This is a genomic window from Chitinimonas prasina, from assembly GCF_030160395.1.
Lineage (GTDB): Bacteria > Pseudomonadota > Gammaproteobacteria > Burkholderiales > Chitinimonadaceae > Chitinimonas > Chitinimonas prasina.
On sequence record NZ_BSOG01000005.1, the window covers coordinates 84,584 to 109,630 of the forward strand.

Genomic DNA, 25,047 nt, shown 5'->3' on the forward strand with positions numbered 1-25,047 from the left:
CAGCCGATGCTAAGGCTTCGCCGGCCACTTGCCGCGTATCACCACCGTGTTGGCGATCTTGTCATGCCAGCCTTGCTTGCGGGCGTCGAACGCCACCCAGATCAGCCCCAGGAACAGGGGGATGGTGGAAACGTAATAGCCCAGGTAGCGCAGGATGGCCTGTCCAGGCTTCAGTGGCAAACCAGTGGTGGCATCCACCACTTTGGCGCCTATCACCATCTTGCCCGGCGTTGCTTGCCGCGCCAGCCAGAAGGCGATCACCGCCACAGCGGGCAACAGCCACTCGACCAGAAAGCCCACGCCGCCATTGAAGTAGCGCTGGTCATCCCAATAGGCATCGCCCATATACAGCAGCATGATGGGCACGGTGACGCACATGGTCAGCAGGGTATCGATCACCGAGGCCAGCAGGCGGGCCCCAAAGCCCACGTACTCCAGTCCGGTTTCAACTGGCTCGGGAATCACGCTGGAAGGCTGATAGGGATTGCTCATGTTGTTACCTTGTTGGCGGGGACGCGGCCTACCGCACGCCGCAAGCGGCTGGTATCCACCTGTTGTGTTGCACGGGCGCGCAACTGGCCGCAACCACCGTCGATATCCTGGCCTGCCGAATTACGCACCTTGGTCAGCACGCCACGGTCATGCAGATAGCGGGTCATGTACTGGATATGCGCAGCGTCCGGCCGCTGGAAGGCATCGCCCTCCAGGCTGTTGTAGGGGATCAGGTTAAGCACTGCGAACTTGCCCTTGAACAGGCGCAGGATGGCGTCCATTTCTTCCTGGCTGTCGTTGATGCCTTTCAGCAGCGTCCATTGGTACTGGATGGGGTAGCCCACACGGCGCGCATAAGCCTCGCCCAGCTCCATCAGTTCCTCAGGATCTATCCGGGGTGCACGGGGCAGCAGTTGCTGGCGCAGATCGGCGCGGCTGGTATGCAGTGACAGCGCCAAAGCAGGCTTGACCCGCTGCTGCGGCAGCCGCTCGAACACCCGCATATCGCCCACTGTCGAGAACACCAGGTTCTTGTGGCCGATATTACCCTCCAGCCCCAGCAGATCTATGGCCTCGAGCACATTGTCGAGGTTATGGGCGGGCTCGCCCATGCCCATGAAAACCACCTTCTTGACCGGGCGGAAGCGGCGCGCCAGCGCTACCTGAGCCACGATCTCGGCACTGCCGACCTGGCGCAGCAAGCCGCTTTTGCCGGTCATGCAGAACACGCAGCCAACGGCACAGCCAACCTGGGTTGAAACGCACAGTCCATCACGGGGCAGCAGCACGCTTTCTACCATCTGGCCGTCGGCCAGGGCCACCAGCAAGCGTGCCGAGCCATCGGCCGCCGGATGCTCGGAGGTCAGGCTGACCAGCCCTTCTATCTGCTCGGCCAGTGCCGGCAAGCCTTCGCGTACCGCCAATGGCAGGTAGTCCTCGGTCTTGCGGTACTTGGTACCGGTATCCAGGGGTTTGCCGGCCAGCCAGGCGCGGCTTATCCGGCCTATATGGCAGGGCTTGGCGCCAAGATCGGCAAGCGATTGGTGGAAGTCTTGAATACGCATGGGGTGCGCATCCTACCACCGGCCGTACACCTTGGCTGAACCGGCCGCCATGCGGCAAGGCCATACCGGCCTGCGCCCAGTCCGTAGCGGTGCGAAGGCGACAGTATCGCCACAGCGATGGACGGCAGCGCCGTGGCATCGCATAGTTGAGGTTGAGCCCAGGATCTGCAGCTGAGTCACCGTGGTTGCCGCCGGCCTGCTATCGCCTTTCCAGAAACCACCCATGGCAGACACCCCTCACCGCCGCAAATTCATAGAACCAATAGATTGGGCCGTGCTGGCGAGCGTGCTGGTGCACTGCCTGATACTGGCCCTGCGCTTTGGCCTGCCAGGCGAGAACAGCCAGCCCGGCCCGCTCCCGCCGGAGCCGCTGAGCGTCACGCTCGATGACTCTGTCCTTGCACCAGAACCCCTGTCCATTCCGCTGCCTCCAACGGCCGCGGCCAGCACCGGTATTGCGGCAGAGGCACCCGAGGAGCTGAACGCAGCGGCTAGTTTCAATATCACCGTACTGCGCGCACCCGATGAGGCCACTCGGCCCGACAAAACCCCATCTGACGCCACCGTAGAGCGCAAGGCCGGCAGCAACCGGGTGCGCAAACCCGTGATGACAGCCGACCAGGGTAGCTGGCGCACCGCCGCCGGTGCCGAAACGCCGGAGGCCGTGCCCGATACCCTGGCCGAGGCTGCCCCAGGCAAGTCCACCATCATGGTCCCGGAAGACGAACTAACGCCCGCTGCGCCACAACCTGAACTGGGCGCGCCGGAGCTGATGAACAACACGCCGGTTACCGACACGCCCCCAGAGCCAGCCCCCACGACCAGTACCGACGCAGCAGCCCTGGCACAGGCAGAAATCGCACGGCAGACAGCAGAGGCCGCAGCAGCAGAGGCCGCCAAGCAGGCCGAGCAAACCCGCCTAGCCGCCGAGGCCGCCGCGAAGCGTGCGGAAGAACAAACCAAGGCTGAGCAGGCACGCAAAATCGCCGAACAGCAGGCTGCCGAGCGACAAAAGGCCGATGCCCAAGCCAGGCAGCTGGCCGAAGCTGCCGCACAGCAGCAGGCAGAAGCGGCGGCCCAGGCCAGACAGGCACAGCAGGCGGCGGCCGAGAAGCTGCGCGCTGAAGAGCAGGCCCGCCAGGCACAGATCCGGCTTGCGGCGGAGCAGCTCGCCCGCAAGCAGGCAGAAGAGGCAGCCAAGGCCGAACAGACCAGGCAGGCACTGCAAGCGGCGGCAGAACAACAGAAAGCAGAGGCCTTGGCGCGGCAGAAGGCCGAAGCCCTGGCCAGAGCAGAGCAGCAGCGGCAACTGGCCGAACAGCAGGCGGCCGCCGAGCAACGGCGGGCAGAAGCGGCAGCGGCGCAGCGCAGGCAGGAAGAAGCCGCCAGGGCAACCCAGGCAGCAGCGGCACAGCGGCAAGCCGAAGCAGCCGCCGAGCAGGCACGCCGACAGGCCAGCGCTGCCACCCGTAGTCCGACAGGGAATGGCACCGGCACCGGTACTGGCCGGCAGGCCGACAAAGGCGGCGATGGCAGCGGCACCCCGTCTGGCCTGGGCATTACCCTGCCCATCGAACCGCCGGTTGGTCTATCGCTGACCGAACGCGCCCTGCAGCAGGCACGCCAGGGTAATCTGCGCGCCGAGAAACCACCGTCCTCCGGGCGTGGCCGCATCGCCAACTACTCGCAAGCGGCAGCGGCGGCTGAGCCGGAACTACGCTTCTACGCCGAGAGCCTGAATATCAAGCTGAACCGCATAGGCGCTCTCAATGCGCCCAGGCTGTCAGCCGACCGTTTCTATCGGCCAGTGCAACTCACCATCATCGTCAACAGTGACGGCAGCCTGGCCGATATCCTGGTCAGGCACAGCAGCGGCGACAGCAAGCTGGATGACGCCGCCCGGCGTATCGTGCAGATGAGCCTGCCATTCGCGCCATTCCCTGCTGGCATGCAGGAGCGCTACGATCGGATAGAAATAGGCCGAAATTGGGACTTTGGTGCTGGCACCGCAGGCTTGCTCAATTAAGGGAACGTCCAGCAGCCCCGGTTTCCAAGCGCCACCAAGCAAATAAGCGCCTGCGCGACAAACCGGGCGCGGCATATATCAGCAGTGCCAGGAGAAATCTTTCGCAAACGAAGCCGTACTGCACCGAAAGTACGGCTTCTGGGCGCACCTCACATGGCAAGCCGCGTACCGATGACCTCGATATGGACGCGACGATCCGGCTGCAAGCAGCTGATCATGTCAGACCGCGTCATACCTTCGCAGCTGCCAGGTACTGTCGCAGGCTCAGATTCGCCCTTGCCTTCCGTATTGATGCGGTACTGCCCTATCCCCTTGCTAACCAGATACTCCTTCACTGCCGCCACGCGCCGCTCCGACAGCCGCTGGTTGTAGTCATCCGAGCCGATACGGTCGGTATGCCCCACCGTCATGATGATCTCCGGCCGTATGTCTTTGAGCTCCGCCAGGAATCCGTCCAGTGCGGCCATACCTGCGGGGCGCAGGTCTGACTTGTCAAAATCGAACAGCGCGTCGGCGTCCAGCGTTACCTTGGCGGCCAGTATGCTGGGCGGTGGAATCGGCACAATTGCAGCCACTGGCGCCATTACAGGAGGCGGGCTGACCGCAGGCGCGGCCACAACAGACGCCCCGCACTCCACACGCGCCGGACTCGGCCCGGTGCCGCTATGCCAGCACAAGCCAAAACCACTGCGAACCACAACACCGCGCTGATCAACCCGGTAGCCCGTGGTCAGCGGTTCCAGCTCTGCAGCCCAGACGCCTTGAACCAACAAGCCCGCCATCGCCATATCAATATGGATAGTACGCACGCGCCTCATGATCTTCCCCCAGCCCATGGCTTGAAAGAATGTGCGCCTGATAGGGATATGCACCAAGGGCGGCAAGCAAGGCGACGAAATACCTGCGCTCAGTCAACGCCTTATCATCCACCCGATATTGGACCGAATCTGTGCGGTGACGAACGTTACGAGGCAGCGCAGGCGCTGGCGCGGGTTTTCAGCTCTACCCGCAATGGCGGCAGAGGTGTGCCAAGAGCCTAGGGCAGCAAGCCCGCAGGATCACGGCCGGTACCAACCACCCGCACGCGCTTGTGTCGCGAAAGCTCGCCGCTTTCCAGCACCACGCCCTGCTTGGGCACTCCAAACCAATCGGCCAGCCAGGCGATCAGCGCCTTGTTGGCCTTGCCCTCTACCGGTGGTGCGTTCAACCGTAGCTTGAGCGCGCCATCATGCAAGCCAGCCACCTCGGTCTTCCTGGCGCCCGGCTGCAGGTATAGCGACAACACCCAGTCGCTACCGTCCTGGCGCAACCAGCTCATTGCCCGGTCAGCATGAACTGCCATAGCCTTTGCTCTACCGGTGTCACCGCAAAGATAAAGATCATCTGCAGCAAGAGCAGCAGCACCAGCGGGCTCAGGTCTATGCCGCCCACCGTGGGTATCAGCCGGCGTATGGGGTTGAGCAGGGGCCGGGTGACCGCCTCCAGTACCGGTGCCAGGGGGTTGTACGGGCTAACCCAGCTCAGGATGGCCTGTACCAGCACTGCACCGAAAACCAGGTACAGGGTCAGCCGTATCAGCTCCAGCATGGCCAGCATGACCAGGCCCAAGCCCACGGCAGGCGAGAACAGGCTGAACGGATACGGCGACAATGCCAGCAACAGCAGGTGCATCAACAAGGCCCCGACGCCGGCCAGCAGCATGCTGGCCGTATCGTACCCGCCCACGCTGGGCAAGAGCCGGCGCGCCGGCAGCACCATGAAATTGGTTAGCTTGACCGTGAACTGTGCCAGCGGATGACCAAACGGTGCCCGTGCTACCTGTAGATAGAAACGCAGCAGCAGATTCAGTATGAAAAAGCTGGCGATATTGCGTATGAGGAAGCTCAGAGCGTCGTTCAACATGGTCTATTCCGCAGCTTGGCTGCTTGTTTGCACCAGCCCAAGCTGGTGAATGATGGTCAAGGCACTTTCAGCCACGGTCAGTTGCTGGGTATCCAGCATCAGACTGTGCCTATGTGGCAAGGGTTCACGCCAGCGCCGATGCACCAGGCAATCCGCCAGTGTGGCGGCAGACGTCAGTTTATGGAACCTGCTACGTTCCGGCGCTGCCACCCTGTGCAGCAGCTCGGCGTCGGGGCAATCGAGTTTTACCAGATCCACCTTGCCGCCGCTGTCCTCCACCTGGGCGATCAAGCGAGCAATGAAATCCTCGTCGGCGCCATGATCGTAGACGAAGGTCATGACCACCCCGGCAATGCCTGCTGCCGCCGCCGTGCGCAAGGCATCGAGCCGTATCTGACCGTTGTAGTCCAGATAGGCAGGCGACATGAACTCGAACAGCGCACGCGCCAGATCAGCGCTCAGGTGGTTGTGCAGCAGCTTGTAGCCGGTAAGTCGGCATAGCTCTGTCGCCACCGTCAGCTTGCCCGATGCCGGTGGACCATACAGGAACACCAGCCGCATCAGTTTTGGCCCAGTTCGTCCGCCAACTCCACCGCCCTGGCCTGGGCCGCCGCGGCCCCCGCCTTTATCGCTGCCTGCACGCCCAGTTCGGCCATGCGATTCAGCGCTGCGGCCGTGGTCCCGCCCTTGGATGTCACCTTCTCGCGCAGCGTGGCCGCGTCGTCCGTGCTGCCCAGTGCCAGCTTGATGGCACCATCAAATGTCGCATACGCCAGTTGCCTGGCAGTAGCGGCATCCAAGCCCAGTTGCTCGCCGGCCTGGGTCAGCGATTCCATGAAATAGAACACATAGGCCGGGCCTGACCCGGAGATTGCCGTTACGGCATCAATCTGGTCTTCTTCGGCCACCCAGACCACCTGGCCGGTGCTCTGCAGAATGCGGTCAGCTGCAGCCTTGTCGGCTTCGCTTGCCTTGGGCCCCAGCCAGGCACCGCTGATACCGGCGCGCACCAGCGCAGGCGTATTGGGCATCACCCTCACCAGCCGCGCAGCGCCGCCCAGCCAGCGATCCAGATCAGCCATGCGTATGCCAGCGGCGATGCTGATCACCAGCCGGCCTGCCAGTTCAGCGGCCCGGGCACGTGCCACATCGGCAAGCTGCTGCGGCTTGACCGCCAGCACCACCACGTCAGTCTCGGGCAGGGCATCTTCCAGCGCTACCGTCTGTACGCCAAACTCGGCTTGCAACTGCGCCCGCTTGTCGGCGGCAGGCTCCACCACATAGACCGCCTGGGCAGAAAACCCTTGCTGCACCAGGCCACCTATCATGGCCGTGGCCATATTGCCGCCACCGATAAAGGCTATTTTCATTGTTTGTCACTCCCCATGCCAAAGCTAATACCCGGCTGGCGTTTCTGCAGCAGATGCTTGAGCAGATTGCAATACAGCCGGTCCAGCTCGCGCTGGCCACTGAATGGTACGGCCAGTTGTCCACCCTGGTGCACCAGGGTCAACGCAACTAGTCGGCCTTCATCCATGCGGTAGAGCAGCTCGCTGATCTGGTCCAGCAGCAGGCTGGCCTGCTTGGGCGTGCCCCAGCCACGGTAGGCCAGCAGCACGCGCTCGGCATCCACCTCCACCACCGTGCGCCAGAACAAGGCACGCAAAACCCAGGCCATCCAGCCCGCCAGCGCCAGGCCCACCAAGGCAATGCCCAGCACGATGCCGGAGTCCGTCAAGGCAGCCTGCACCAACAGCAGGCCGATGATCAGCGCGGCCATGCCCCCCCCGGCCTTGACCACCATCCTGTCGGTGGAGCCTTCTGGCAGCCGTTGCCAGGCCGACGCCAACTCCAGGCGATCGCGGGTATCGCCCTCGTCCACCCTGAGCCAGCGTGAGAGATCGGCCAAGCTGACCTGGGGAGTAGTGGTTGCAGTCACGTTATTCCTTCACGGGGGCCGGTGCGGCCACGGTATGGCGGGCGCCAAACAAGGCAGTCCCCACCCGGACCAGGGTCGACCCCTGGGCTATGGCGGTTTCCAGGTCGGCAGACATGCCCATGGACAAGGTATCCAGCGCCAGCCCTGTGCTCCGCAGTGTGTCAGACAAGCTGCGCAGCAATGCAAACTGTGCCGCCAGATCCACGGCTCCCGGTTCGGGCAGGCACATCAGGCCACGCAGGCGCAGCCCGGGCAGGCCCGCTACCGCCTGCGCCAGGGCCACCGCCTCAGCCGGGGTGCAGCCCGATTTGCTGGCCTCACCAGAGACATTCACCTGCACACAGACATTGAGCAAGGGCAGGTGCGCCGGTCGCTGGGCCGACAGGCGTTCGGCGATCTTGAGCCTGTCTATGCCATGCACCCAATGCGCCAGCTCAGCCACGGTTCGGCTTTTATTGCTCTGCAAGGGGCCAATGAAATGCCACTCGATATCGGTCAGGTCGGCCAATGCGACCACCTTCTCCTGCAGTTCCTGCACATAATTCTCGCCAAAGGCACACTGGCCGGTGGCATAGCATTGCCGCACGGCATCTGCCGGAAAGGTCTTGCTGACCGCCAGCAACTGGCAGGCATCGGGCTGCCGCCCCGCGGCAGAAAGGGCCACAGCAATGCGCGCCAGCACGGCCTGTCTGGATTTATCTAGGTCAGCCATCCATAATGCTTTCGGAATAATGTCGCAAACCCAATCGCTTTGCGGCTTTGAACGAGGAATTATAAATGGAAATCTCTGAACTCCTGGCCTTCTCGGTCAAGAACAAGGCATCGGACTTGCACCTGTCGGCAGGCCTGCCGCCTTGTATTCGCGTTCATGGCGATGTGCGCCGCATCAACCTGCCGCCCATGGAACACAAGGACGTCCATGACATGGTGTACGACATCATGAACGACGGCCAACGCAAGACCTACGAAGAAACGCTGGAGTGCGACTTCTCCTTCGAGATTCCCGGCCTTGCCCGCTTCCGTGTCAACGCCTTCGTGCAGAACCGCGGCGCCGGCGCCGTGTTCCGTACCATTCCGTCCAAGGTACTGTCGCTGGAAGACCTGAACGCCCCCAAGGTATTCAAGGAAATCGCCGAAACACCTCGCGGCATCGTGCTGGTCACCGGGCCAACCGGTTCGGGCAAGTCCACCACCCTGGCCGCCATGATCAACTACATCAACGAAAACGAGTACGGTCATATCCTGACGGTGGAAGACCCGATCGAATTCGTGCATGAGTCCAAGAAGTGCCTGATCAACCAGCGTGAAATCGGCCCGCACACCATGAGTTTCGCCAACTCGCTGCGCGCCGCACTGCGGGAAGACCCGGACGTCATCCTGGTGGGTGAAATGCGTGACCTCGAGACCATCCGGCTGGCCCTCTCCGCCGCCGAAACCGGTCACTTGGTATTCGGTACCCTGCACACCTCCTCCGCCGCCAAGACCATCGACCGTATCGTCGATGTGTTCCCAGCAGCCGAAAAGGAAATGGTCCGTTCCATGCTGTCAGAATCCTTGCGTGCGGTGATTTCACAAACCCTGCTCAAGACCAAGGATGGCAACGGCCGGGTTGCTGCGCACGAGATCATGATAGGCATACCCGCGATCCGTAACCTGATACGCGAGAACAAGATCGCGCAGATGTACTCCACCATCCAGACCGGCCAGCAGCACGGCATGCAGACGCTGGATCAATGCCTGACCGAATTGGTAAGGCGTAATTTGATTACCAATGCCGAGGCGCGTGGCAAAGCCATGAACCCCGACAACTTCAAATAAATATGGTCAGTGGCGGGGGCCTTGCTGCCTGCCGCCACCCTGGAGCAAGACATGGAAAAGGAACAAGCCACCAAGTTCATGCATGATCTGCTGCGATTGATGCGGCAGAAAAATGCATCGGACTTGTTCATCACCGCCGATTTCCCCCCGGCAATGAAGATAGACGGCAAGCTCACGCCGGTCTCCAGCCAGGCGCTCACCAGCCAGCACACCAAGGAGTTGTGCCGCGCTGTGATGAACGACAGGCAGGCCGAAGAGTTCGAAGCCACCAAGGAATGTAACTTTGCCATCAGCCCCGGCGGCATAGGCCGCTTCCGCTGCAACGCCTTCCAGCAACAGGGCCGCATCGGCCTGGTGCTGCGGACCATTACTACCGAGATTCCCAAGTTTGACGAGCTGGGCTTGCCGCCCGTGCTCAAGGACGTGGCGCTGGCCAAGCGCGGTTTGGTGATCTTCGTGGGTGGTACCGGTTCGGGTAAGTCCACCTCGCTGGCCGCCATGATCGGCTTCCGCAACGAGAACAGCTACGGCCACATCATCACCATCGAAGACCCGGTGGAATATGTGCACGAACATCGCAACTGCATCGTGACCCAGCGTGAGATCGGCGTCGATACCGACAACTGGCAGAACGCCCTGAAGAACACCCTGCGGCAGGCGCCCGATGTCATCCTGATTGGTGAAATCCGCGACCGCGAAACCATGGACTATGCCGTGGCCTTCGCCGAAACCGGTCACCTGTGCATGGCCACCCTGCACGCCAACTCGGCCAACCAGGCGCTGGACCGTATCATCAACTTCTTCCCGGAAGAGCGTCGAGCCCAGTTGCTGATGGACTTGAGCCTCAACCTCAAAGCCTTTATCTCGCAACGGCTGATACCGCTGCGCGTGGGCAAGGGCCGTGCAGCGGCGGTCGAAGTCATGCTCAATTCGCCACTGATCTCCGACCTGATCTTCAAGGGCGATGTGCACGAGATCAAGGAAATCATGGCCAAGAGCCGCGAGCTGGGCATGCAGACCTTTGACCAGGCCCTGTTCGACCTGTACGAGGACGGCAAGATCAGCTACGAAGACGCCCTGCGCAACGCCGACTCGGTCAACGACCTGCGCCTGCGTATCAAACTGCAGTCCAAGGAATCCAAGAACCGCGATGCACTGGCGGGCCTGGACCACCTCGACATCGTTTGATCGCGCAGCCCACGCCCTACCTACAACGGCCGCCCTGTGCGGCCGTTGTCCATTCCCGGCCCCTGCCAGGCTACTGACAGTACGCTGTCAGTAGCCCCCCTGCACACTGGTCTCAATCGGGCACCCGCCCGTATTTACTGAGGAGACCCAACATGAATGCACTGAACTGGTTTGAGATTCCCGCCAACGACCTCCAACGCGCCATCGGCTTCTATCAGAGCGTGCTGGGCCTGAGCTTCACCCCCGATACCTGCTTCGACGACATTGAGATGGCGGTCTTCCCCCATAGCGAAACCGGTGTAGGCGGCGCCCTGGTCAAAGCGGCCCATCTGCAGCCCAATGCCCAAGGCACCATTGCCTATCTGGGCACCAGCGAGCTGGATGCCGTGCTCGCCAGGGTGCCGACTGCGGGCGGCGCAGTACTCAAGCCCAAGACTTTTCTGCATGAGGACATCGGCCATATCGCTGTCATCCGCGATAGCGAAGGGAATACGGTAGGCCTGCACATGCCCATGCAGTAAGCGCCTACTCAAGGAATGTTCGCTGCCTTGCCAAGGCAAGGCAGCGAACCCAAGAGAGGCCGGCCATCGCCACCAGCAGGGATGGACACTACCCTGGCCTTGCGCTATACGAGACAAAGAGCCTGGGCAGACCGCCCCAACCATCCAGATACCAGGCCGCCCTGGAGGAAAACCATGCGCCGTGCCGACCGCCTGTTCCAGATCGTGCAGTTGCTCCGAGGCCGCAGATTGACCACGGCACGCTGGCTGGCCGAGCAACTGGAAATCTCCGAGCGCACCGTCTACCGCGATATCCGCGATCTGATGCTCAGCGGCGTGCCCATAGAGGGCGAAGCCGGGGTGGGATACACCCTGCGGCACAAGCTCGACCTGCCACCGCTGATGTTTGACCGGGAGGAGCTGACCGCCTTGCGCCTGGGCGCCGAGATGGCCGGCGCCTGGAGCGACCCGCAACTGGCCCGTGCCGCCCAGACGGCACTGGCAAAGATCAACAGCGCCCTGCCCAGCGACCTGCGACGCCCGACGGCTGCCATGTATGCGCCCTGTTACAACAACCATGATGCCGCCTTCGGCCCTTTGCGCAACGCCATCGACAATCAGCTCGAAGTCGAGCTGCAATATCGCAAGCCCGACGGGCCGATAGAATCCCGCAAGGTCTTGCCCCTGGCGCTGTTTTTCTGGGGCAAGCACTGGACCCTGGCCGCCTGGTGCGAGCTCCGCCAGGATCATCGGCATTTCAGGCTGGAACGCATCCTCTCGTTCAAGGTGCTGGAACAGCGCTTTGTCTCTACCCCGGAGCGTAGCCTCAGAGCCTGGATGAAGGCTGCGGGCGCACCTGCCGATGCACTGGACTGAGTCGCAGACCTGTTGCCGCCATTGATCGACAAGCGATCGAACGCGACAAGCCCGCTCCAGAGGGCTGTTCACTGCTTTGTGGTGCTTGGCGGGCTCAAGCCACAATGCATCTGGCGACTGCGCTGTCGACTCCCGCACTTGGCTTCACCGCTGGCACCGCCAATAATGGTTGCAGCCCAGGAGCCTGCCATGCGTCTCATCCTTACCATTCTCTTGCTTGTCGCCTTGCCCACGGTTGCAAGCCCCACCATACAGCCCGGTGAATACCTCACCGAAGGTGGCTGGGGCACGCTCAAGATCAAGCCAGGCAAGAACAAGCAGCTGACCTTTGTGCTGGACGCCATCGGTGCCAATGCCCATAGCTGCAACCTGGAGGGCGAAATCATCAATGGCCGCGCGACACTGGAGGCGGAAGAGGAAGGCAAGGCCTGCGTGGTCGGTTTCAAGCCCAAGGGCGACGACCTGGAAGTCGCTGATCGCAGCGAAGGCTACTGCCGCTACTATTGCGGCATGCGCGCCAGTTTCGAGGGGCTCTATATCATGCCAGCGCCCGGCTGCACGCTGGCGGGTGTGCGCAAGGCGCGCAAGGCATTCAAGCAGGCTTACGACAAGAAGGCCTACGCCGATGCCGAGGCCCATCTCTCGCCACTGCTCAACAACTGCAACAAGACCCTGAACTGGCTGGAAGAAGGCTGGATACGTAACGATCTGGCACTGGCCCAATACAAGTCCAGAAACCTGCTCGCCTGCCGCGAGACCCTGCAAGCACTGGCCGACGACGCCGCCAAGACCGACGCCGAACTGCGCGAGGACTACCCGCCCACCGACGCCGAGAGCTACCTACCCATCATGCGTGCCACCCGTACCAATCTGAAGCTGTGCAAGGGCAGTCAATGAAGGTCACCTCATACTTCAGAGGCGTATGGCGCCCATTCAGACCACGCGCCAGCACCGCTCAGCGGCTAGCCTAATCACGCCATACCAGATCATCGCCAATCAGGCGTATGCTGTCGGCATTAATCCAGATCAGGCGCCCCAGCCATGGCCGCAGCCGACTTCCCTACTGTCTACACTGCCCTGCGCGGGCTCTTGGCGCCTTATGCGGATCGGTTGCTGGTGAGACACGACGACGAGGGGCACTACTACCTGGATACCCGCCATACCCGGCCCAATGGTGAGCCCTTGTTCTTCGCCGCGACCCAGGTCAAGCGCACTTATGTGTCTTTCTACCTGATGCCGGTCTATGTATTCCCTGAGCTGCTCGACACGCTATCCGCCGACTTGCGCAAACGCATGCAAGGCAAATCCTGCTTTAATTTCAAGCAGCTGGAATCAAACTTGCTTGAGGAATTGGCAGGTCTGGTAGGCCGTGGCTACACACGCTACCAAGAAGCTGGTTACTTATAGAGGTGGGAAAGATGGGCGCAAGTTACTTCCTGTGGGGCGACCCGCTGCCCCTGGGCAAGCTGCTACGCTGGCTGTGCGGCCTGCTGGCCTGCTGGCTGCTCGCCTACGCCGGCTTGTTCCTGTTCTTTGCCCTGAGCGAGCAAAAGGCTGCTGCCTACAGCAGCCTGTATCGAGCCCGTACCGAGCTGGAAGTACTGTCTGATGCCGTGCTGCAGTTCCGCCAGCAGCAGGGCCGGCTGCCGGTACAGCTGGCCGAATTGAACGCGCAGTTCCAGAACAGGCTGCCCATCGACCCCTGGGGACGAAACTATGTCTACGAGCCCCAGCCCAGCGGCCATTTCAAGCTCTATACCCTGGGTGCCGACGCCAGCAAGGGCGGTACCGGCAGCTGTACCGATTTCTACCTGCATACCGACATCAATAGGGTGATTCGCCAGGTAGACCAGGACGATTGTCTGTCCCTGCTGGGATCCCTGACGCTGGACGGTAGCGCAGCTTGAATCGGTGGGCGCTAACGCAGCCTGAATCGGAGAGCGCTAACGCGCTAGGCCGGTAAAGGTGGTGCGTAGCAGCAAGGCGATGATCTCGTCGTCGCTGTGCGCCCCCGATACCTTGAGGAAGTGCAGCACCGGATCGCAGGCGCGGGCAAACAGGTTGTAGAGTATCAATTGCGGCGGCAGATCGGCCGCCAGCAAGCCTTGCTCCTGCGCCTGCACTATCCACTCGCCCATGCGATCGCTGAGCTGAAAAACCCGCTCCAGATAGACTTGGTGACGCGACAACGCCCCCACCAGAGCCGAATTGGCATGAGGCAAGGCCGGCATCTGCCCGGCCAGCTGTGTCTGCATGGCCCAACGGGCCAGCGCCTGCAATTTCTCCAAAGGCCCAGCCTGCTCCGGCAGGCTGTCGGCCAGCGCCAGCGCCTGATCCAGCATGCGCACCATGGCCGCCGCAGCCAGCTCCTCCTTGGAGGCAAAGTGACGATACAGGCTAGCCTTGGCAATACCCGCCTCGGCAGCCACTTCGTCCACCGTCATCAGCTCGAAGCCCTTGCTGGCCAGCAAATGATTGACGGCCTCGAGTATTACGTCCTCGCGGGCCAGTTGCATTTTCTGTTTAAAGCTCACCGCTTCCATCACGCCCGCCCTTGTTCCCATGACCAGCCCGACCGGGCATGGCTACACCTCATTCTATCTGCATACCGGCAAATTTGTAACTTGACAGTCCATTATGGACTGATTAGTCTCACAACAATACTAATCAGTATCAAATCGTACCAAACGGTTCATCCTCAACAGGCATGCGAGCCAACTCGTTATCAAGGCGAGCCGCTTGCCCCCCTGCTGAGGCATGCTCACCCGCCAGGAAAAGGAGCAGGAAAATGACTTGGGCACTCTTGGTAGTCGATGGACAGCACGCCGCAATCAGCCAGCCGGTACTGGGCCGCATACAGCAGCTGGAAAGGGCGTTTCGCCAAACCGGCGAGCGGGTTTACCAGGTGGAAAGTATGGCCGTAGACCAGTTGGCCCCACTCAGCCCGGTGGGAGGCACCCTGTACCGTTGCGGTACCGATGCGTTCTCTGGCAGTGGGCTGCAGCGCCATCTGCAGGATGCAGGTATCAGTTGCCTGGTGATCTGTGGCAGCGGCAGCGACAGCGCCATTGATGCCAGCGTGCGCAGTGCGCTATATCGGGGTTTTGATGTGATTGTGGCCAGCGATGCCCACCAGGCTTACCCGCGCGGTAGCCTGTCGGCCCAGGCCATTGCCGAGCATCACAATCAGCTCTTGGCTGAACTGGTCATCCCTGGACGTGTGCTGGAGGTGCTGCCCAGCGAAGAGATCATCGATATCGTTCGCGACGAACCCGTCCTGGCACAGGCCGTAGGCTGGTAAGCCACCATCGCAACGATGGCAATGGTGGCCCCCTAGCGGGTCAATGCCCGGCAAAATCACATACCGTGAACAACGGTATGCCTTGCTCCTGCACCAGGCGCGAGCCGCCCAGCTCGGGCAGATCGACGATCGCGGCCGCCTCTATTACCTCGCCGCCCAGGCGGCGTATCAAACGCGCTGCAGCAATCATGGTGCCGCCGGTGGCGACCAGATCGTCGATCAGCAGCACGCGCTGGCCCGGTGTGATCGCATCGGAATGCAGCTCTACCGTGGCAGAGCCGTACTCCAGCTCATATTCCTCGGCCACCGTGGTGAAGGGCAACTTGCCTTTCTTGCGCACCGGCACAAAGCCCCGGTTCAACTCATAGGCAATCACCGCCCCCAGGATAAAGCCGCGGGCGTCCACACCGGCCACCACGTCGATATCGTGGTCCATATAGCGATGCACAAAGCAATCCACCAGGACACGGAAAGTCTTGGGGTCTTGCAGCAAGGGTGTGATATCGCGGAACTGCACACCTGCCTGGGGCCAATCCGGCACAGTGCGGATACGGTCACGGATATAGCTAGGGTCGATCAACATGAAAACTCCAATCAGAACAGGGCGAACTTCACCACCCACAGGATGGCAATGATCACCACGGCCGGCGACAGATCACGTACCCGGCCGGACAACAGCTTGAGGCCGGTGTAGCTGATAAAGCCAAAGGCGATGCCGTCGGCAATAGAAAAAGTAAAGGGCATGGCCAACGCCGTAATCACTGCTGGCGCGCACTCGGTCAGATCGTCCCAGTTGATTTCGGCCAGACCACGGGCCATCAACACCGCCACATAGCACAGGGCCGGCGCGGTCGCATAGGCCGGCACCACGCTTGCCAGCGGCGAGAGGAACAGCGCCGCCAGGAACAGCAGCGCCACCACCACGGCGGTCAGACCGGTACGGCCACCCACGGCGGTACCGGCAGCCGATTCGATATAGGCGGTACAACTGGAAGTACCCAGGGCAGCGCCCGCGACAATGGCCGTGGAGTCGGCCATCAGCGCCCGTTTCAGGCGGGGCAGCTTGCCCTGGCTATCGAGCAGGCCAGCCCGGTGCGACACCCCCACCAGGGTGCCGGTGGTATCAAACAGGTCGACAAAGAAAAACACAAACACCACGCCCAGCAAGCCAGCCGTCAAGGCGCCTTCCAGGTCCATCTGCATAAAGGTGGGGGCAATGCTGGGCGGTGCCGAGAACACGCCGTCGAACTGCTGGTAACCCAGGCCTATGGCCAACAGCGTCACCACCATGATGCCGATGATCACCCCACCGGTGACCTTGCGGTACTCCAGCGCCAGTATCAGCAAAAAGCCCAGTATGGCCAGCAAGGCCTTGGGATCATGCATATTGCCCAGGGTGACCAGCGTGGCCGGATGTCCCACCACGATGCCGGCATTCTTCAGCGCAATAATGGCCAGGAACAAACCCACCCCGGCCGAGATGGAGAGCTTGAGCGAATGCGGTATGGCGTTGACGATGGCCTCGCGGACCTTGAACAGGCTGACGAACATGAAGATGACGCCAGACAGGAACACCGCCCCCAGCGCCACCTGCCAGCTGACCCCCATGCCCTTCACCACGCTGAAGGTGAAATAGGCATTCAGGCCCATGCCCGGCGCCAGGGCAATCGGGTAGTTGGCGACCAGACCCATCACGGCCGACCCCAGCGCCGCCGCAATACAGGTGGCCACGAACACGGCCTTGAAATCCATGCCGGTCTCGGACAGGATGGCCGGGTTGACGAAGATGATGTAAGCCATCGTCAGGAAAGTGGTAAAGCCGGCAATAACCTCGGTTTTCACGTTGGTGCCGTGCTCACGCAGCTTGAACAGCGTTTCGAGCATTGAAATCCCCTGGGGAAGTATGGGAGTTGGAGTAAAACCAGGCGCCCCGCCAGCCAGGCAGGCTCACCATCAATCTGCATCATGCCGCACGGCTTCCAACCCTCCGTTCCGGCATAGGTATTCGCTAGTGCTTCCGCGCTATCACCGCAATCAAGCCCTCGCTGGCATCCTCTATCAGGTCCAGCACCCGCTCGAAACCTGCATCACCACCATAGTAGGGATCAGGCACTTCGCCATCGCGATCCAGCGTGCCATACGACAGGAACAACTGGACCTTATGCCGCAATGGCGCAGGGCAAAGGGCGTGCAGGTTGGCCAGATTGTCGCCATCCATGGCCAGCACCAGATCGAAGCGCTCGAAGTCTGCCGCCACTACCTGCCGCGCACGCTGGCCGGACAGGTCATAACCACGCCGCAAGGCATGTTGCTGGGAGCGGCGGTCCGGTTGCTCACCCACATGGTAGGCATGGGTGCCGGCCGAATCGATCAACAAGCCGAGACCGGCCGCCTCGCTGCGGCTACGGAAAACGCCTTCGGCCGTGGGCGAACGGCAGATATTGCCCATGCAGACCATGAGCACGGATGAAATCGCTTGTTCATTCATCGACTTGGCAGACCAATTGGGGGCGCATATTTGGGGGCGCAATGTAACACCACAGCCTAGGGGGATCAATGACTTGCATCACCCGCCAGGATAAGGGAATACATCAGTAGCAATGCCCCCAGGCACGGTAAGTAGTCTCCGGGCCAGACGGTGGAAGGCAGAACCCGCTCTGAGCAGCAAACACGGCATGGTGGCCCACGCCATCGACCAGGGTACCAAGCCAGTCCTGGGTAAGCTGTCTGGCGCTCATCAAGGCCGATCTGCCCATGGGGTTACATGACCTACGATCCGAAGAGGCTGTCGCACCTGGATGGCTTCAATCACGCCCGTCGCAATTTCACGATGGGTTAGCCACCGCGACTTCGCATCCTGATATTGAAAGCCAAGCACCACCTGGTGGTAGGTAATACCCGCCAAGCCCTCAAACGGCCGCCGCTGCTCCTCTATGCTCATTCCTGGATTGGCGCTGGCACTCCCCAACACATGGAAGAAGGCAAACGGCGAATCCAAGGTTGCAAGCTGCTTTGCAAACCGTAAAGCCGGCTCATCGTCGTGAAACCAAGCCAACACCAGGCTTGGCGGACCGTACTGATCAATCACCTCAGATACCGTACGATTGAACTCGTAGACACATGAGTAATCGGCCCGTATGGGGATGAGACGGTCGCTTTGTCCATGCAACGTCGCGGGTGCACGGGAAAACGAAGTCACCGCGCTGGCGTGCAAGCACAGATAGGCGGTCGCCTCTGCCAGCATGCCCGTCCCACCAATGACCATCACATGATTGAACAACTGCCTCCCCCTCTCTATCCCCTCCCAAACTCGGGTGAGCATTCACGATTGAGAAGTGATTCAGCAAATGAAACCGCTTCTCTCAAGCGAGCTTGTCCTGCAAGGCGAAACCTGACATATGCAATGCACGGCAATAGCCCCCCCATTTTTCTGCAAGCGATCGTAGCTCACTCAACTCAACACCAGAAAAGGCAGCATAGTCTGACACTCCTCCTTGCTCAGCACCGGAGATGCTGCGACCAAGCATATGTTCAAGCTTATCTCGAAGAGCATCTGACAATGGCACCCCATTGAATCCGACAGTTTCCATGTTTGAACACATCCGCTACCAAAATTAAACTCAGCCCCACCAAAACCGTTCACCATCACTTCGGCTCCGCCTCCACCGGCTTACCCCCGCCACCCATCAATGCCGCCAAGCTCTCGCTATCCGCAGTCAGACCAGCCAGCGCACATTGTCTGACCATGTCGATGGAAAACTCGACGCGCATATTGTTGCTTGTTCCCTCCTGCGCAGACATCGCAAGATAGGTCGCCGAAGCCGCGTTGGCCACCTTGGCGACCTGTGCCTGCCGGCGTACCTGCACGGCGGCGGAGAAGGCCGAGTTAATGTCTGAGCGCAGGGTATTGGCCGCGCCGGAAAGGCCGGACCAACTGTCCTTGTATTTGCTGACCGAAGGGGCAATCACCGCACCGGCGATGGCACCCACCCAACCTATGGCGATGCTGGCATAGCCTGTCTCATTGCCGGTTTTCTCGTAGAAATTGGCCACTTCGCGGCAGAACTTGTTGGCCGCAACATTGGCCTTGCGCGCCTCCACAGCGGTGCAGTTCTCGCCCACACAGGGCGAGTCCGCAGTGGTCTCGCCACCGTTCCACGGGTAGACGGCGGTGGACGCGCAGCCGGCCAGGGATACGCCCAGGCAGGCAATGATGGCTTTCTGGAACATGGGGCTTCCTCCTTGTCGTTATGAGTGGGGCTGGAACCCGCCAGCACCCAGCCAATTAGGCATAGCACCCGCCCACCACAAACCAAAGGAAACACCCCCGCGCCTTTACTCCTGCCGCGTCAGCACCACCCCATCTACCGTCATCTGCCACCTGCCTTCCACCTCACGCGGTGGGACGGACACGACAAAAGTGGCCGACATAGGCCCGATGCCCACCTCGAAGTTATCGCCCTGGAAGCCCTGGAGCGGACCATTGATGGATTTCGAAGTACTGCCATCCACCCGCTTATAGGCCACACTGCCATCCTGGCTGATGGACAGGTACATATTGGCGGCCTGCCACTCTCCCACATAAGCGGCCTTGGCCGCCGGAACGGGCTCGCCGCAGGCGGCCAGCAGGGCCACAAGGCCCAGCAGCAGTATTGATTTGCGTATCGACATACGGGTGCTCCCGGGCGTTAAAAGCTATCCAGTCTAGTATCGCCAACAGCCTGCCATACACTCAAGTCATTGCTTGTTGCTGACGGACTGAGCTGGCGCCAACCGTCGGCGCAGACTGCACCAGCAGGCGCTGCAGGTTCCGGCTGGCTGCGCCTGCTGGCAATGTCACTCAGTACACATCGCGCCGGTATCGGCCAGCCTGCGCCAACGATGCCAGCGCCGCCTCGCCCAGCAGCTCGGTGAGTACCGCATGCACCGTGGGTGCCATGCCGGCTGCGCTGCCGCAGATATAGAGGGCTGCACCGCGCTCCACCCAGGCGATCACCTCATCGCCCGCCTCGCGCAGCAGGTCTTGCACATAAATGCGTGCCGCCTGGTCGCGCGAGAAGGCGGTATCCAACCGGGCCAGTGTACCGTCTGACTGCCAGGCAGCCAGTTCGTCGCGGTAGAAGTAATCGTGTGCGGCCTGCCGTTCGCCAAAGATCAGCCAGTGCCCGCCACCCGGGGCCGCCTTGAGGTGCGCCCGCAGGCTGGCAAGGCCAGTGCCGTTGCCTATGAGTATCATGGGTACGGGCTGGGCAGGCAGATGAAAGCCTGGATTGCTGCGTATATGCAGCCGCACCGTCCCCTCCAGCGGGGCATGCTCGGTCAGCCAACCAGAGCCCAGGCTCAGCTCGTCTCCCAGCTTGATCTGCCGCACCAGCAGTTCCAGCCGGCCATCGTCCGGCACCGACGCGATGGAGTATTCACGCGGCCGCAGGGGCTTGAGCTGTGCCAGCAAGGAGGGAATATCCGCCGCCGGGGCCTCGGGCCATACGCTGTTGGCCAAGGCGGTTTGCAGGCTGCAGGTGCTATCTTGGTAGGCCACTGCCTGTTCGCCATCCCAGCCTTGCTGGGCCAGCCATGCCTGCACCCTGGCTGGCGGATGCTGTGGCAGTATCTCCACGATATCGCCCGATTGCCAGACCGGGAATTCATCAGCCGGCGGCGCCAGCGCAATATGAAAAGCGCCTGCGCCCAGGCTGCCTGGATTGAGGCGCCTGCGGTCCACCAGCCGCCATTCGTCGAAACGTGGGCCTTGCCATGCTGGCGCCATCTGGCCAGTCAGCTCGGTCAGCCGGGTTTGCCAGGCAGCGACTGCCGATGGGTCGCCCTGGTCTACTTCGATGTGCTCAAACAAGGTCGTCGCCCCCTGCCCCGCCAGCCAAGCATCCAGCTGGCGGCCAAAGCCGCAGAAGTGCGGGTAGTGGCTATCTCCCAGAGCCAGCAGGCCATAATGAAGGCCAGCCAGTTTGGCGCTGCGGCCCAATTGACGGGAAAAGTCCTGGGCACTATCGGGTGCCTCGCCCTCGCCAAAGGTGCTGACCACCAGCAGGGCGCGCTGGTAGTCCGCCAGATCGGCCACAGTCAGCGTTCCTAGCGGTTTGATGACCACATGCAAGCCTGCAGCCTGCAGCGCCGCAGCGGTTTTTTCGGCCAGCTCCTCGGCGTGGCCGGTCTGGCTGGCGTGTGCAACCAGCACGGCCTGGCTGGTGGTCACATCGCGGCGCGGCGCACGCTGCAAGGCATAGCAGGACAGCGCGGCCAGTACCGCAGCCAGCAGGCTCCCCCCATAACCGCCCCATGCCTGATGCTGACGCACCAGTGCGGCAAACGCGTGCCGGCCACGCGGCCGTGGCAATGCTTTGCCGTTGTAGGGGTTGAGATAACGCAGTTCCGGCCCTAACTCACCAACCAGCACCGCCACGGCAGCATGGCCAGCCGTACTGGGTGGCTGCACCGCCACGACCTGGCCCGGCCCAAACGCCTCGTGGGCGTGGGCGCGCAGTTGCACCGCACTCAAGGGCTGCCCTGCTGCATCAACCTGGGTCGCTGCCGGATCCAGCAAACGCTGCAGGCACGGCTGCCACCAGCGGGCCGCGCTGCTGAGCAAGGCCAGCAGCAGGACCGCTGCCGCCAAAGTTGCCAGGCAATGGCGCAATCCCGCCTGCAACTTCGCGATATCTGCCCCGCCCCGCCGTAATGCCGCGACGCCAGCTTTCACAGCTCGGCCCACATGCGCAGCAGGTTGTGATAATGGCCTGTCAGCGCCAGGGTTTCTTCGTTGTCACCCACACGGCTGCGCAAACGCTGCAGGGTCTGGTCCAGATCAAACAGCATGCTGCGGCGGGCATCGTCGCGCACCATGCTCTGCGTCCAGAAGAACGAGCAGATCCGGGCACCACGCGTCACCGGCTCTACCTTGTGCAGGCTGGTGGAGGGATAAAGAATCAGGTCGCCTGCCGGCAGCTTGACCTCATGGCTGCCATAGGTGTCCACCACCACCAGCTCGCCACCTTCGTACTCGTCAGGATCGCACAGGAACAAGGTGGAAGACAGATCGGTACGCAGGCTGAGATGGCTGCCATGTACCCCCCGGATGGCGCCATCCACATGCAGGCCATAGTGCTCGCCGCCTTCGTAGCAGTTGAACAGGGGCGGAACCGTGCGCAAGGGCAAGGCCGCCGAGACGAACAGGGGGTGGGCATACAGTGCACGCAGCACCGCTTCGCCCAATTGCTTTGCCAACGGGCCATCAACGGGCAGTTGCCGGTTGCGCTTTACCTGGGCGCCCTGCTCACCCACGGTAGCACGGCCATCTGCCCAATCCGCCTCATCCAGCAAGCGGCGGAATTCGGCCACCTGTTCGCGGCTCAGCACTTCGGGGATATGCAGCATCATGGCGGTGGCTCCTCAACAAGATCGCCTGAAACGGGTTGGGTCATGTCAGTGCATGGCATGGCTCAACCGGTAGTGCGTGAAGTAGAACAGCCCCTCCCTTGCGGGAGGGGCTGCCAGTACGCTTGCTATCCTGCGATCAGAACAGGAAGTTGGCGGTCAGGCGAGCCGAGCGCGGTGTGCCAGGGCGATAGCGGGCACCGCTGTTGTTCACCGTGGACACATATTCCTTGTCGGCCAGGTTGTACACGTTCAGTTGCAGATTCATGTTCTTGCTGACGTCGTACACTGCCATGGCGTCAAACACCCAGTAATCCGGCACCTGCACCAGCGGGTTGGTGGCCGTATTGATGGTGGTGCTGCTCGAACGTGCCACCGAATCCATATAGCGTGCGCCACCACCGATGGTCAGGCCGAAAGGCAGCCTATAGGTGGTCCAACTAGTGAAGGTCAGCTTGGGCGACCACTGGATCACGCCACCATCGGTCAGGTTGTTACCCGAACGGTTGCCACGAGTGATCTTGGGGTCCATAAAAGCCAGGCCGGCGCTGATCTGCCAGTTCTGGGTCAGGATGCCTGCAGCACCCAGTTCCACGCCCTGCACCCGGCGCTTGCCCACAGGCAGGGTGCTGCCATCGGTGTGTGTCACAAACTCGTTGTCGTTCTCGCTGCGGTAGATCGCGGCGGTCAGCGCCAGCTTGTCGCCCAGCACGTCCCACTTGGTGCCCAACTCGATGTTGCTACCCTTCTGCGGATCGGCATTGGGGTTGTTGGCGCCATTGGTGGTTACCAACGAGAAGTTGGCGCTACCAGGTGGCAGTTGCGAAGTAGCGTAGGAGAAGTAGACGCTGCCCTTCTCGGCCGGCTTGTACAATGCGCCTACCTTCCAGCTCACCAGATTGTCCGAACCACTGACCGAGGCAGGCACCAGTGTACCTACCGGCAAGGTCGGGTGGCTGGTTGCCGTCGACAGGCTGATGCTGTTGGTCTCGGTCTTGTAATGCTCTACGCGCACGCCGCCATTGATCTGGAAGGCGTCGGAAAGCTTGATGGTGTCGAAGGCATACAGCGCAGCCGTGGTGGTCTCGCCCTTGGTGCGGGCACCCGTCGGCGCCATGGCGGCAAAGCGTGCATTCGGGTTGGGCTTGTACAGATTGGCAGCATCGGTGGTCTGTCCAGCAACTGCGCCCTGGGTATTGTTACGCTGCGATTCGTAGATCACCTCGGCACCGGCGCTGATGCTGTGCTTCACGGCACCGGTGGCCAGTTCGGCGGTCAGGTTGGTCTGGTTGGTCAGGATGACGTTTTCCTGATCCTTGCCCTGGCGGCTACGGCCTACCGTCCAGTTGGCGGGATTGGCATCGGCCACATTGGCCTCAGCCAAGGTGCTCACGCCAGTCAGCACATAGTCCTGGCTGGACTTACCGTAGCGCGAGGTATTGCGCAGGGTGACGCCAGGGGCGAAATCATGCTCGAAACGGGCGGTGAACATATCGGCCACCACATCGTCCTTGTCGCTCAGGGCGCCGTAGAAGTTCTCGCTGTCCACCTTGGCCTGCGGCTTGCCCACCAGGGCGGCGTTGTAGTAACCCTTCAGGCCTATGGTTGGCACCGCGCCATCAGGGCGGTTTTCCTGGTCTACATGCAGCAGGTAGAAGTAGGCGCGGGTGGGGGTATTCAGGCCAAATGCCAGCGAAGGCGCCACGCCCCAGCTATTGTTCTCCACCTGGTCGCGGCCGGTCACGCCGCTGTCCTGCAGCATCAGGTTCAGGCGGAAGGCAGCACCCTCGATGTCCAGCTTGCGGTTCATGTCCAGTGTGGCGCGCTTGTAGCTGCCGCTACCCAGACCCACAGTGCCGGAGGTGGCGCTATCCAGAGTGGGCAGCTTGGTGCCCATGTTGACGTAGCCCGAGGCGGCGCCACGTCCGTTGTCGGCACCGGCTGGACCCTTGGCAATCTCGACCTGGTCGGTATTGAAGGTATCGCGGCTGATGGTGCCAAGGTCGCGGATGTTATCGACAAAGATGCTGCCCTGGGTATCAAAGCCGCGCATGAAGATGGAATCGCCGGTGGCGGTATTGCCGTTCTCGCCCAGCAGCAGGGTGATACCGGGGGTGTTGCGCAGGGCTTCGGACAGCGTCGTCGCGGCTTGCTCCAGCAGCAGTTCCTTCTTGATCACGGTAATGGTCTGGGGTGTATCCAGCAGCGGCTGGGTCAGCTTGGGCGAGCTGGCCTTGTCGGCCTTGTAAGCGGGCGCATCCGTAGTGGCGCTGGCTTTCACATTCACAGTCGGCAAAGTGGCGTCGCTCTTCTTGTCTGCTGCCACTTCGGCTGCCATAGCCGGCACAGCCAGCATCAGGGCAGATGCCAGCGCTGTGGTCTTGAGTAGCGTGGTATCGCCATGCTTCTTGCTGATGATGTAAGCCATCGGTACTACTCCCTCTTTGTATGGTCTGAATCTGAAAACCCGGACCAAAGCCGGACTGCCGACCTTGGCAGGACAACACGCCGCTGCCTGGTGCTTGCTGGCCGGCAATCCGGTGCCGTAGCCA

Annotated in this window: 30 protein-coding genes; 9 read left to right on the forward strand and 21 right to left on the reverse strand. The window is 61.8% G+C overall.

The genetic code is table 11. The features are described from left to right. Positions 1-9: 9 nt before the first annotated feature. On the reverse strand, positions 10-492 hold the full coding sequence (locus QQK16_RS17280) for an RDD family protein (RefSeq protein ID WP_284197728.1): 483 nt from the start codon (positions 490-492) through the stop codon (positions 10-12). Further along, positions 489-1,556: an RNA methyltransferase gene (locus QQK16_RS17285; protein WP_284197729.1), complete on the reverse strand. Its 1,068-nt coding sequence runs from the start codon at positions 1,554-1,556 to the stop codon at positions 489-491. The genes QQK16_RS17280 and QQK16_RS17285 overlap by 4 nt, the downstream gene beginning before the upstream one ends. A gap of 223 nt (positions 1,557-1,779) precedes the next feature. Here QQK16_RS17285 and QQK16_RS17290 point away from each other — a divergent pair, with 223 nt between their 5' ends. Next, positions 1,780-3,582 carry an energy transducer TonB gene (locus QQK16_RS17290; RefSeq protein WP_284197730.1) on the forward strand — a complete coding sequence of 601 codons (1,803 nt, stop codon included), beginning with the start codon at positions 1,780-1,782 and terminating at the stop codon, positions 3,580-3,582. Between the two features lie 149 nt (positions 3,583-3,731). Here the strand turns inward: QQK16_RS17290 and QQK16_RS17295 are convergent, their stop codons facing one another. The 7 genes from QQK16_RS17295 to QQK16_RS17325 form a co-directional block, all read right to left on the reverse strand. Next, entirely contained in the window at positions 3,732-4,400 is a 669-nt protein-coding gene (locus QQK16_RS17295; protein ID WP_284197731.1) for an OmpA family protein, read from the reverse strand. A gap of 218 nt (positions 4,401-4,618) precedes the next feature. Then, on the reverse strand, positions 4,619-4,900 hold the full coding sequence (locus QQK16_RS17300; protein WP_284197732.1) for a DUF167 domain-containing protein: 282 nt from the start codon (positions 4,898-4,900) through the stop codon (positions 4,619-4,621). After that, positions 4,897-5,484: a YggT family protein gene (locus QQK16_RS17305; protein WP_284197733.1), complete on the reverse strand. Its 588-nt coding sequence runs from the start codon at positions 5,482-5,484 to the stop codon at positions 4,897-4,899. The genes QQK16_RS17300 and QQK16_RS17305 overlap by 4 nt, the downstream gene beginning before the upstream one ends. A gap of 3 nt (positions 5,485-5,487) precedes the next feature. Then, positions 5,488-6,045 carry an AAA family ATPase gene (locus tag QQK16_RS17310; protein WP_284197734.1) on the reverse strand — a complete coding sequence of 186 codons (558 nt, stop codon included), beginning with the start codon at positions 6,043-6,045 and terminating at the stop codon, positions 5,488-5,490. After that, positions 6,045-6,854 (reverse strand): pyrroline-5-carboxylate reductase, encoded by an 810-nt coding sequence (gene proC, locus QQK16_RS17315; protein ID WP_284197735.1) that lies wholly within the window; start codon positions 6,852-6,854, stop codon positions 6,045-6,047. The genes QQK16_RS17310 and proC overlap by 1 nt, the downstream gene beginning before the upstream one ends. After that, positions 6,851-7,423 carry a hypothetical protein gene (locus QQK16_RS17320; RefSeq protein WP_284197736.1) on the reverse strand — a complete coding sequence of 191 codons (573 nt, stop codon included), beginning with the start codon at positions 7,421-7,423 and terminating at the stop codon, positions 6,851-6,853. Before QQK16_RS17320 ends, proC begins: the two co-directional genes overlap by 4 nt. Position 7,424: 1 nt before the next feature. Further along, positions 7,425-8,135, reverse strand: coding sequence for a YggS family pyridoxal phosphate-dependent enzyme (locus QQK16_RS17325; protein WP_284197737.1), 711 nt, complete (start codon positions 8,133-8,135; stop codon positions 7,425-7,427). Positions 8,136-8,200: 65 nt separating this feature from the next. On the opposite strand from QQK16_RS17325, the gene QQK16_RS17330 reads away from it, so the two are divergent. From QQK16_RS17330 to QQK16_RS17360, 7 genes are all read left to right on the forward strand, one after another. Then, positions 8,201-9,241 (forward strand): type IV pilus twitching motility protein PilT, encoded by a 1,041-nt coding sequence (locus QQK16_RS17330; protein ID WP_284197738.1) that lies wholly within the window; start codon positions 8,201-8,203, stop codon positions 9,239-9,241. Between the two features lie 51 nt (positions 9,242-9,292). Beyond that, entirely contained in the window at positions 9,293-10,429 is a 1,137-nt protein-coding gene (locus tag QQK16_RS17335) for a PilT/PilU family type 4a pilus ATPase (protein ID WP_284197739.1), read from the forward strand. 152 nt (positions 10,430-10,581) lie between these two features. Then, positions 10,582-10,950 (forward strand): VOC family protein, encoded by a 369-nt coding sequence (locus QQK16_RS17340; protein ID WP_284197740.1) that lies wholly within the window; start codon positions 10,582-10,584, stop codon positions 10,948-10,950. 174 nt (positions 10,951-11,124) lie between these two features. Next, entirely contained in the window at positions 11,125-11,805 is a 681-nt protein-coding gene (locus tag QQK16_RS17345; protein WP_284197741.1) for a helix-turn-helix transcriptional regulator, read from the forward strand. Between the two features lie 189 nt (positions 11,806-11,994). After that, the gene (locus QQK16_RS17350; RefSeq protein WP_284197742.1) at positions 11,995-12,702 is read left to right on the forward strand and encodes a hypothetical protein; all 708 of its coding nucleotides are present in this window, start codon (positions 11,995-11,997) and stop codon (positions 12,700-12,702) included. 144 nt (positions 12,703-12,846) lie between these two features. Continuing rightward, positions 12,847-13,212 carry a hypothetical protein gene (locus QQK16_RS17355; protein WP_284197743.1) on the forward strand — a complete coding sequence of 122 codons (366 nt, stop codon included), beginning with the start codon at positions 12,847-12,849 and terminating at the stop codon, positions 13,210-13,212. 11 nt (positions 13,213-13,223) lie between these two features. Next, the gene (locus QQK16_RS17360; protein ID WP_284197744.1) at positions 13,224-13,712 is read left to right on the forward strand and encodes a type II secretion system protein GspG; all 489 of its coding nucleotides are present in this window, start codon (positions 13,224-13,226) and stop codon (positions 13,710-13,712) included. 36 nt (positions 13,713-13,748) lie between these two features. Here the strand turns inward: QQK16_RS17360 and QQK16_RS17365 are convergent, their stop codons facing one another. After that, positions 13,749-14,321 (reverse strand): TetR/AcrR family transcriptional regulator, encoded by a 573-nt coding sequence (locus QQK16_RS17365; RefSeq protein ID WP_284197745.1) that lies wholly within the window; start codon positions 14,319-14,321, stop codon positions 13,749-13,751. Positions 14,322-14,593: 272 nt separating this feature from the next. Between QQK16_RS17365 and QQK16_RS17370 the strand changes: the two genes are divergently transcribed. Further along, the gene (locus QQK16_RS17370; RefSeq protein WP_284197746.1) at positions 14,594-15,106 is read left to right on the forward strand and encodes an isochorismatase family protein; all 513 of its coding nucleotides are present in this window, start codon (positions 14,594-14,596) and stop codon (positions 15,104-15,106) included. A gap of 40 nt (positions 15,107-15,146) precedes the next feature. Here QQK16_RS17370 and QQK16_RS17375 read toward each other — a convergent pair whose 3' ends face one another. The 11 genes from QQK16_RS17375 to QQK16_RS17425 form a co-directional block, all read right to left on the reverse strand. Next, positions 15,147-15,689, reverse strand: a complete 543-nt coding sequence (locus tag QQK16_RS17375; RefSeq protein ID WP_284197747.1) for an adenine phosphoribosyltransferase — start codon at positions 15,687-15,689, stop codon at positions 15,147-15,149. A gap of 11 nt (positions 15,690-15,700) precedes the next feature. Next, positions 15,701-16,990: an NCS2 family permease gene (locus QQK16_RS17380; RefSeq protein ID WP_284197748.1), complete on the reverse strand. Its 1,290-nt coding sequence runs from the start codon at positions 16,988-16,990 to the stop codon at positions 15,701-15,703. A gap of 124 nt (positions 16,991-17,114) precedes the next feature. After that, positions 17,115-17,594: a low molecular weight protein-tyrosine-phosphatase gene (locus QQK16_RS17385; RefSeq protein ID WP_284197749.1), complete on the reverse strand. Its 480-nt coding sequence runs from the start codon at positions 17,592-17,594 to the stop codon at positions 17,115-17,117. 103 nt (positions 17,595-17,697) lie between these two features. Then, the gene (locus QQK16_RS17390) at positions 17,698-17,844 is read right to left on the reverse strand and encodes a hypothetical protein (protein ID WP_284197750.1); all 147 of its coding nucleotides are present in this window, start codon (positions 17,842-17,844) and stop codon (positions 17,698-17,700) included. Beyond that, complete coding sequence (locus tag QQK16_RS17395; RefSeq protein WP_284197751.1) at positions 17,844-18,386, reverse strand: hypothetical protein; 543 nt, start codon at positions 18,384-18,386, stop codon at positions 17,844-17,846. The genes QQK16_RS17390 and QQK16_RS17395 overlap by 1 nt, the downstream gene beginning before the upstream one ends. Before the next feature lie 82 nt (positions 18,387-18,468). Then, positions 18,469-18,696, reverse strand: a complete 228-nt coding sequence (locus tag QQK16_RS17400; RefSeq protein WP_284197752.1) for a hypothetical protein — start codon at positions 18,694-18,696, stop codon at positions 18,469-18,471. Between the two features lie 55 nt (positions 18,697-18,751). Next, positions 18,752-19,336, reverse strand: coding sequence for a hypothetical protein (locus tag QQK16_RS17405; protein ID WP_284197753.1), 585 nt, complete (start codon positions 19,334-19,336; stop codon positions 18,752-18,754). A 105-nt stretch (positions 19,337-19,441) separates the two neighbouring features. Beyond that, the gene (locus QQK16_RS17410) at positions 19,442-19,777 is read right to left on the reverse strand and encodes a hypothetical protein (RefSeq protein ID WP_284197754.1); all 336 of its coding nucleotides are present in this window, start codon (positions 19,775-19,777) and stop codon (positions 19,442-19,444) included. Positions 19,778-19,946: 169 nt separating this feature from the next. Further along, complete coding sequence (locus QQK16_RS17415) at positions 19,947-21,821, reverse strand: diflavin oxidoreductase (RefSeq protein WP_284197755.1); 1,875 nt, start codon at positions 21,819-21,821, stop codon at positions 19,947-19,949. Further along, positions 21,818-22,498, reverse strand: a complete 681-nt coding sequence (locus tag QQK16_RS17420) for a Fe2+-dependent dioxygenase (protein ID WP_284197756.1) — start codon at positions 22,496-22,498, stop codon at positions 21,818-21,820. Before QQK16_RS17420 ends, QQK16_RS17415 begins: the two co-directional genes overlap by 4 nt. Positions 22,499-22,634: 136 nt before the next feature. Next, a complete protein-coding gene (locus tag QQK16_RS17425) occupies positions 22,635-24,923 on the reverse strand; it encodes a catecholate siderophore receptor Fiu (protein WP_284197757.1) in 2,289 nt (762 codons plus the stop codon). Positions 24,924-25,047 lie beyond the last annotated feature (124 nt).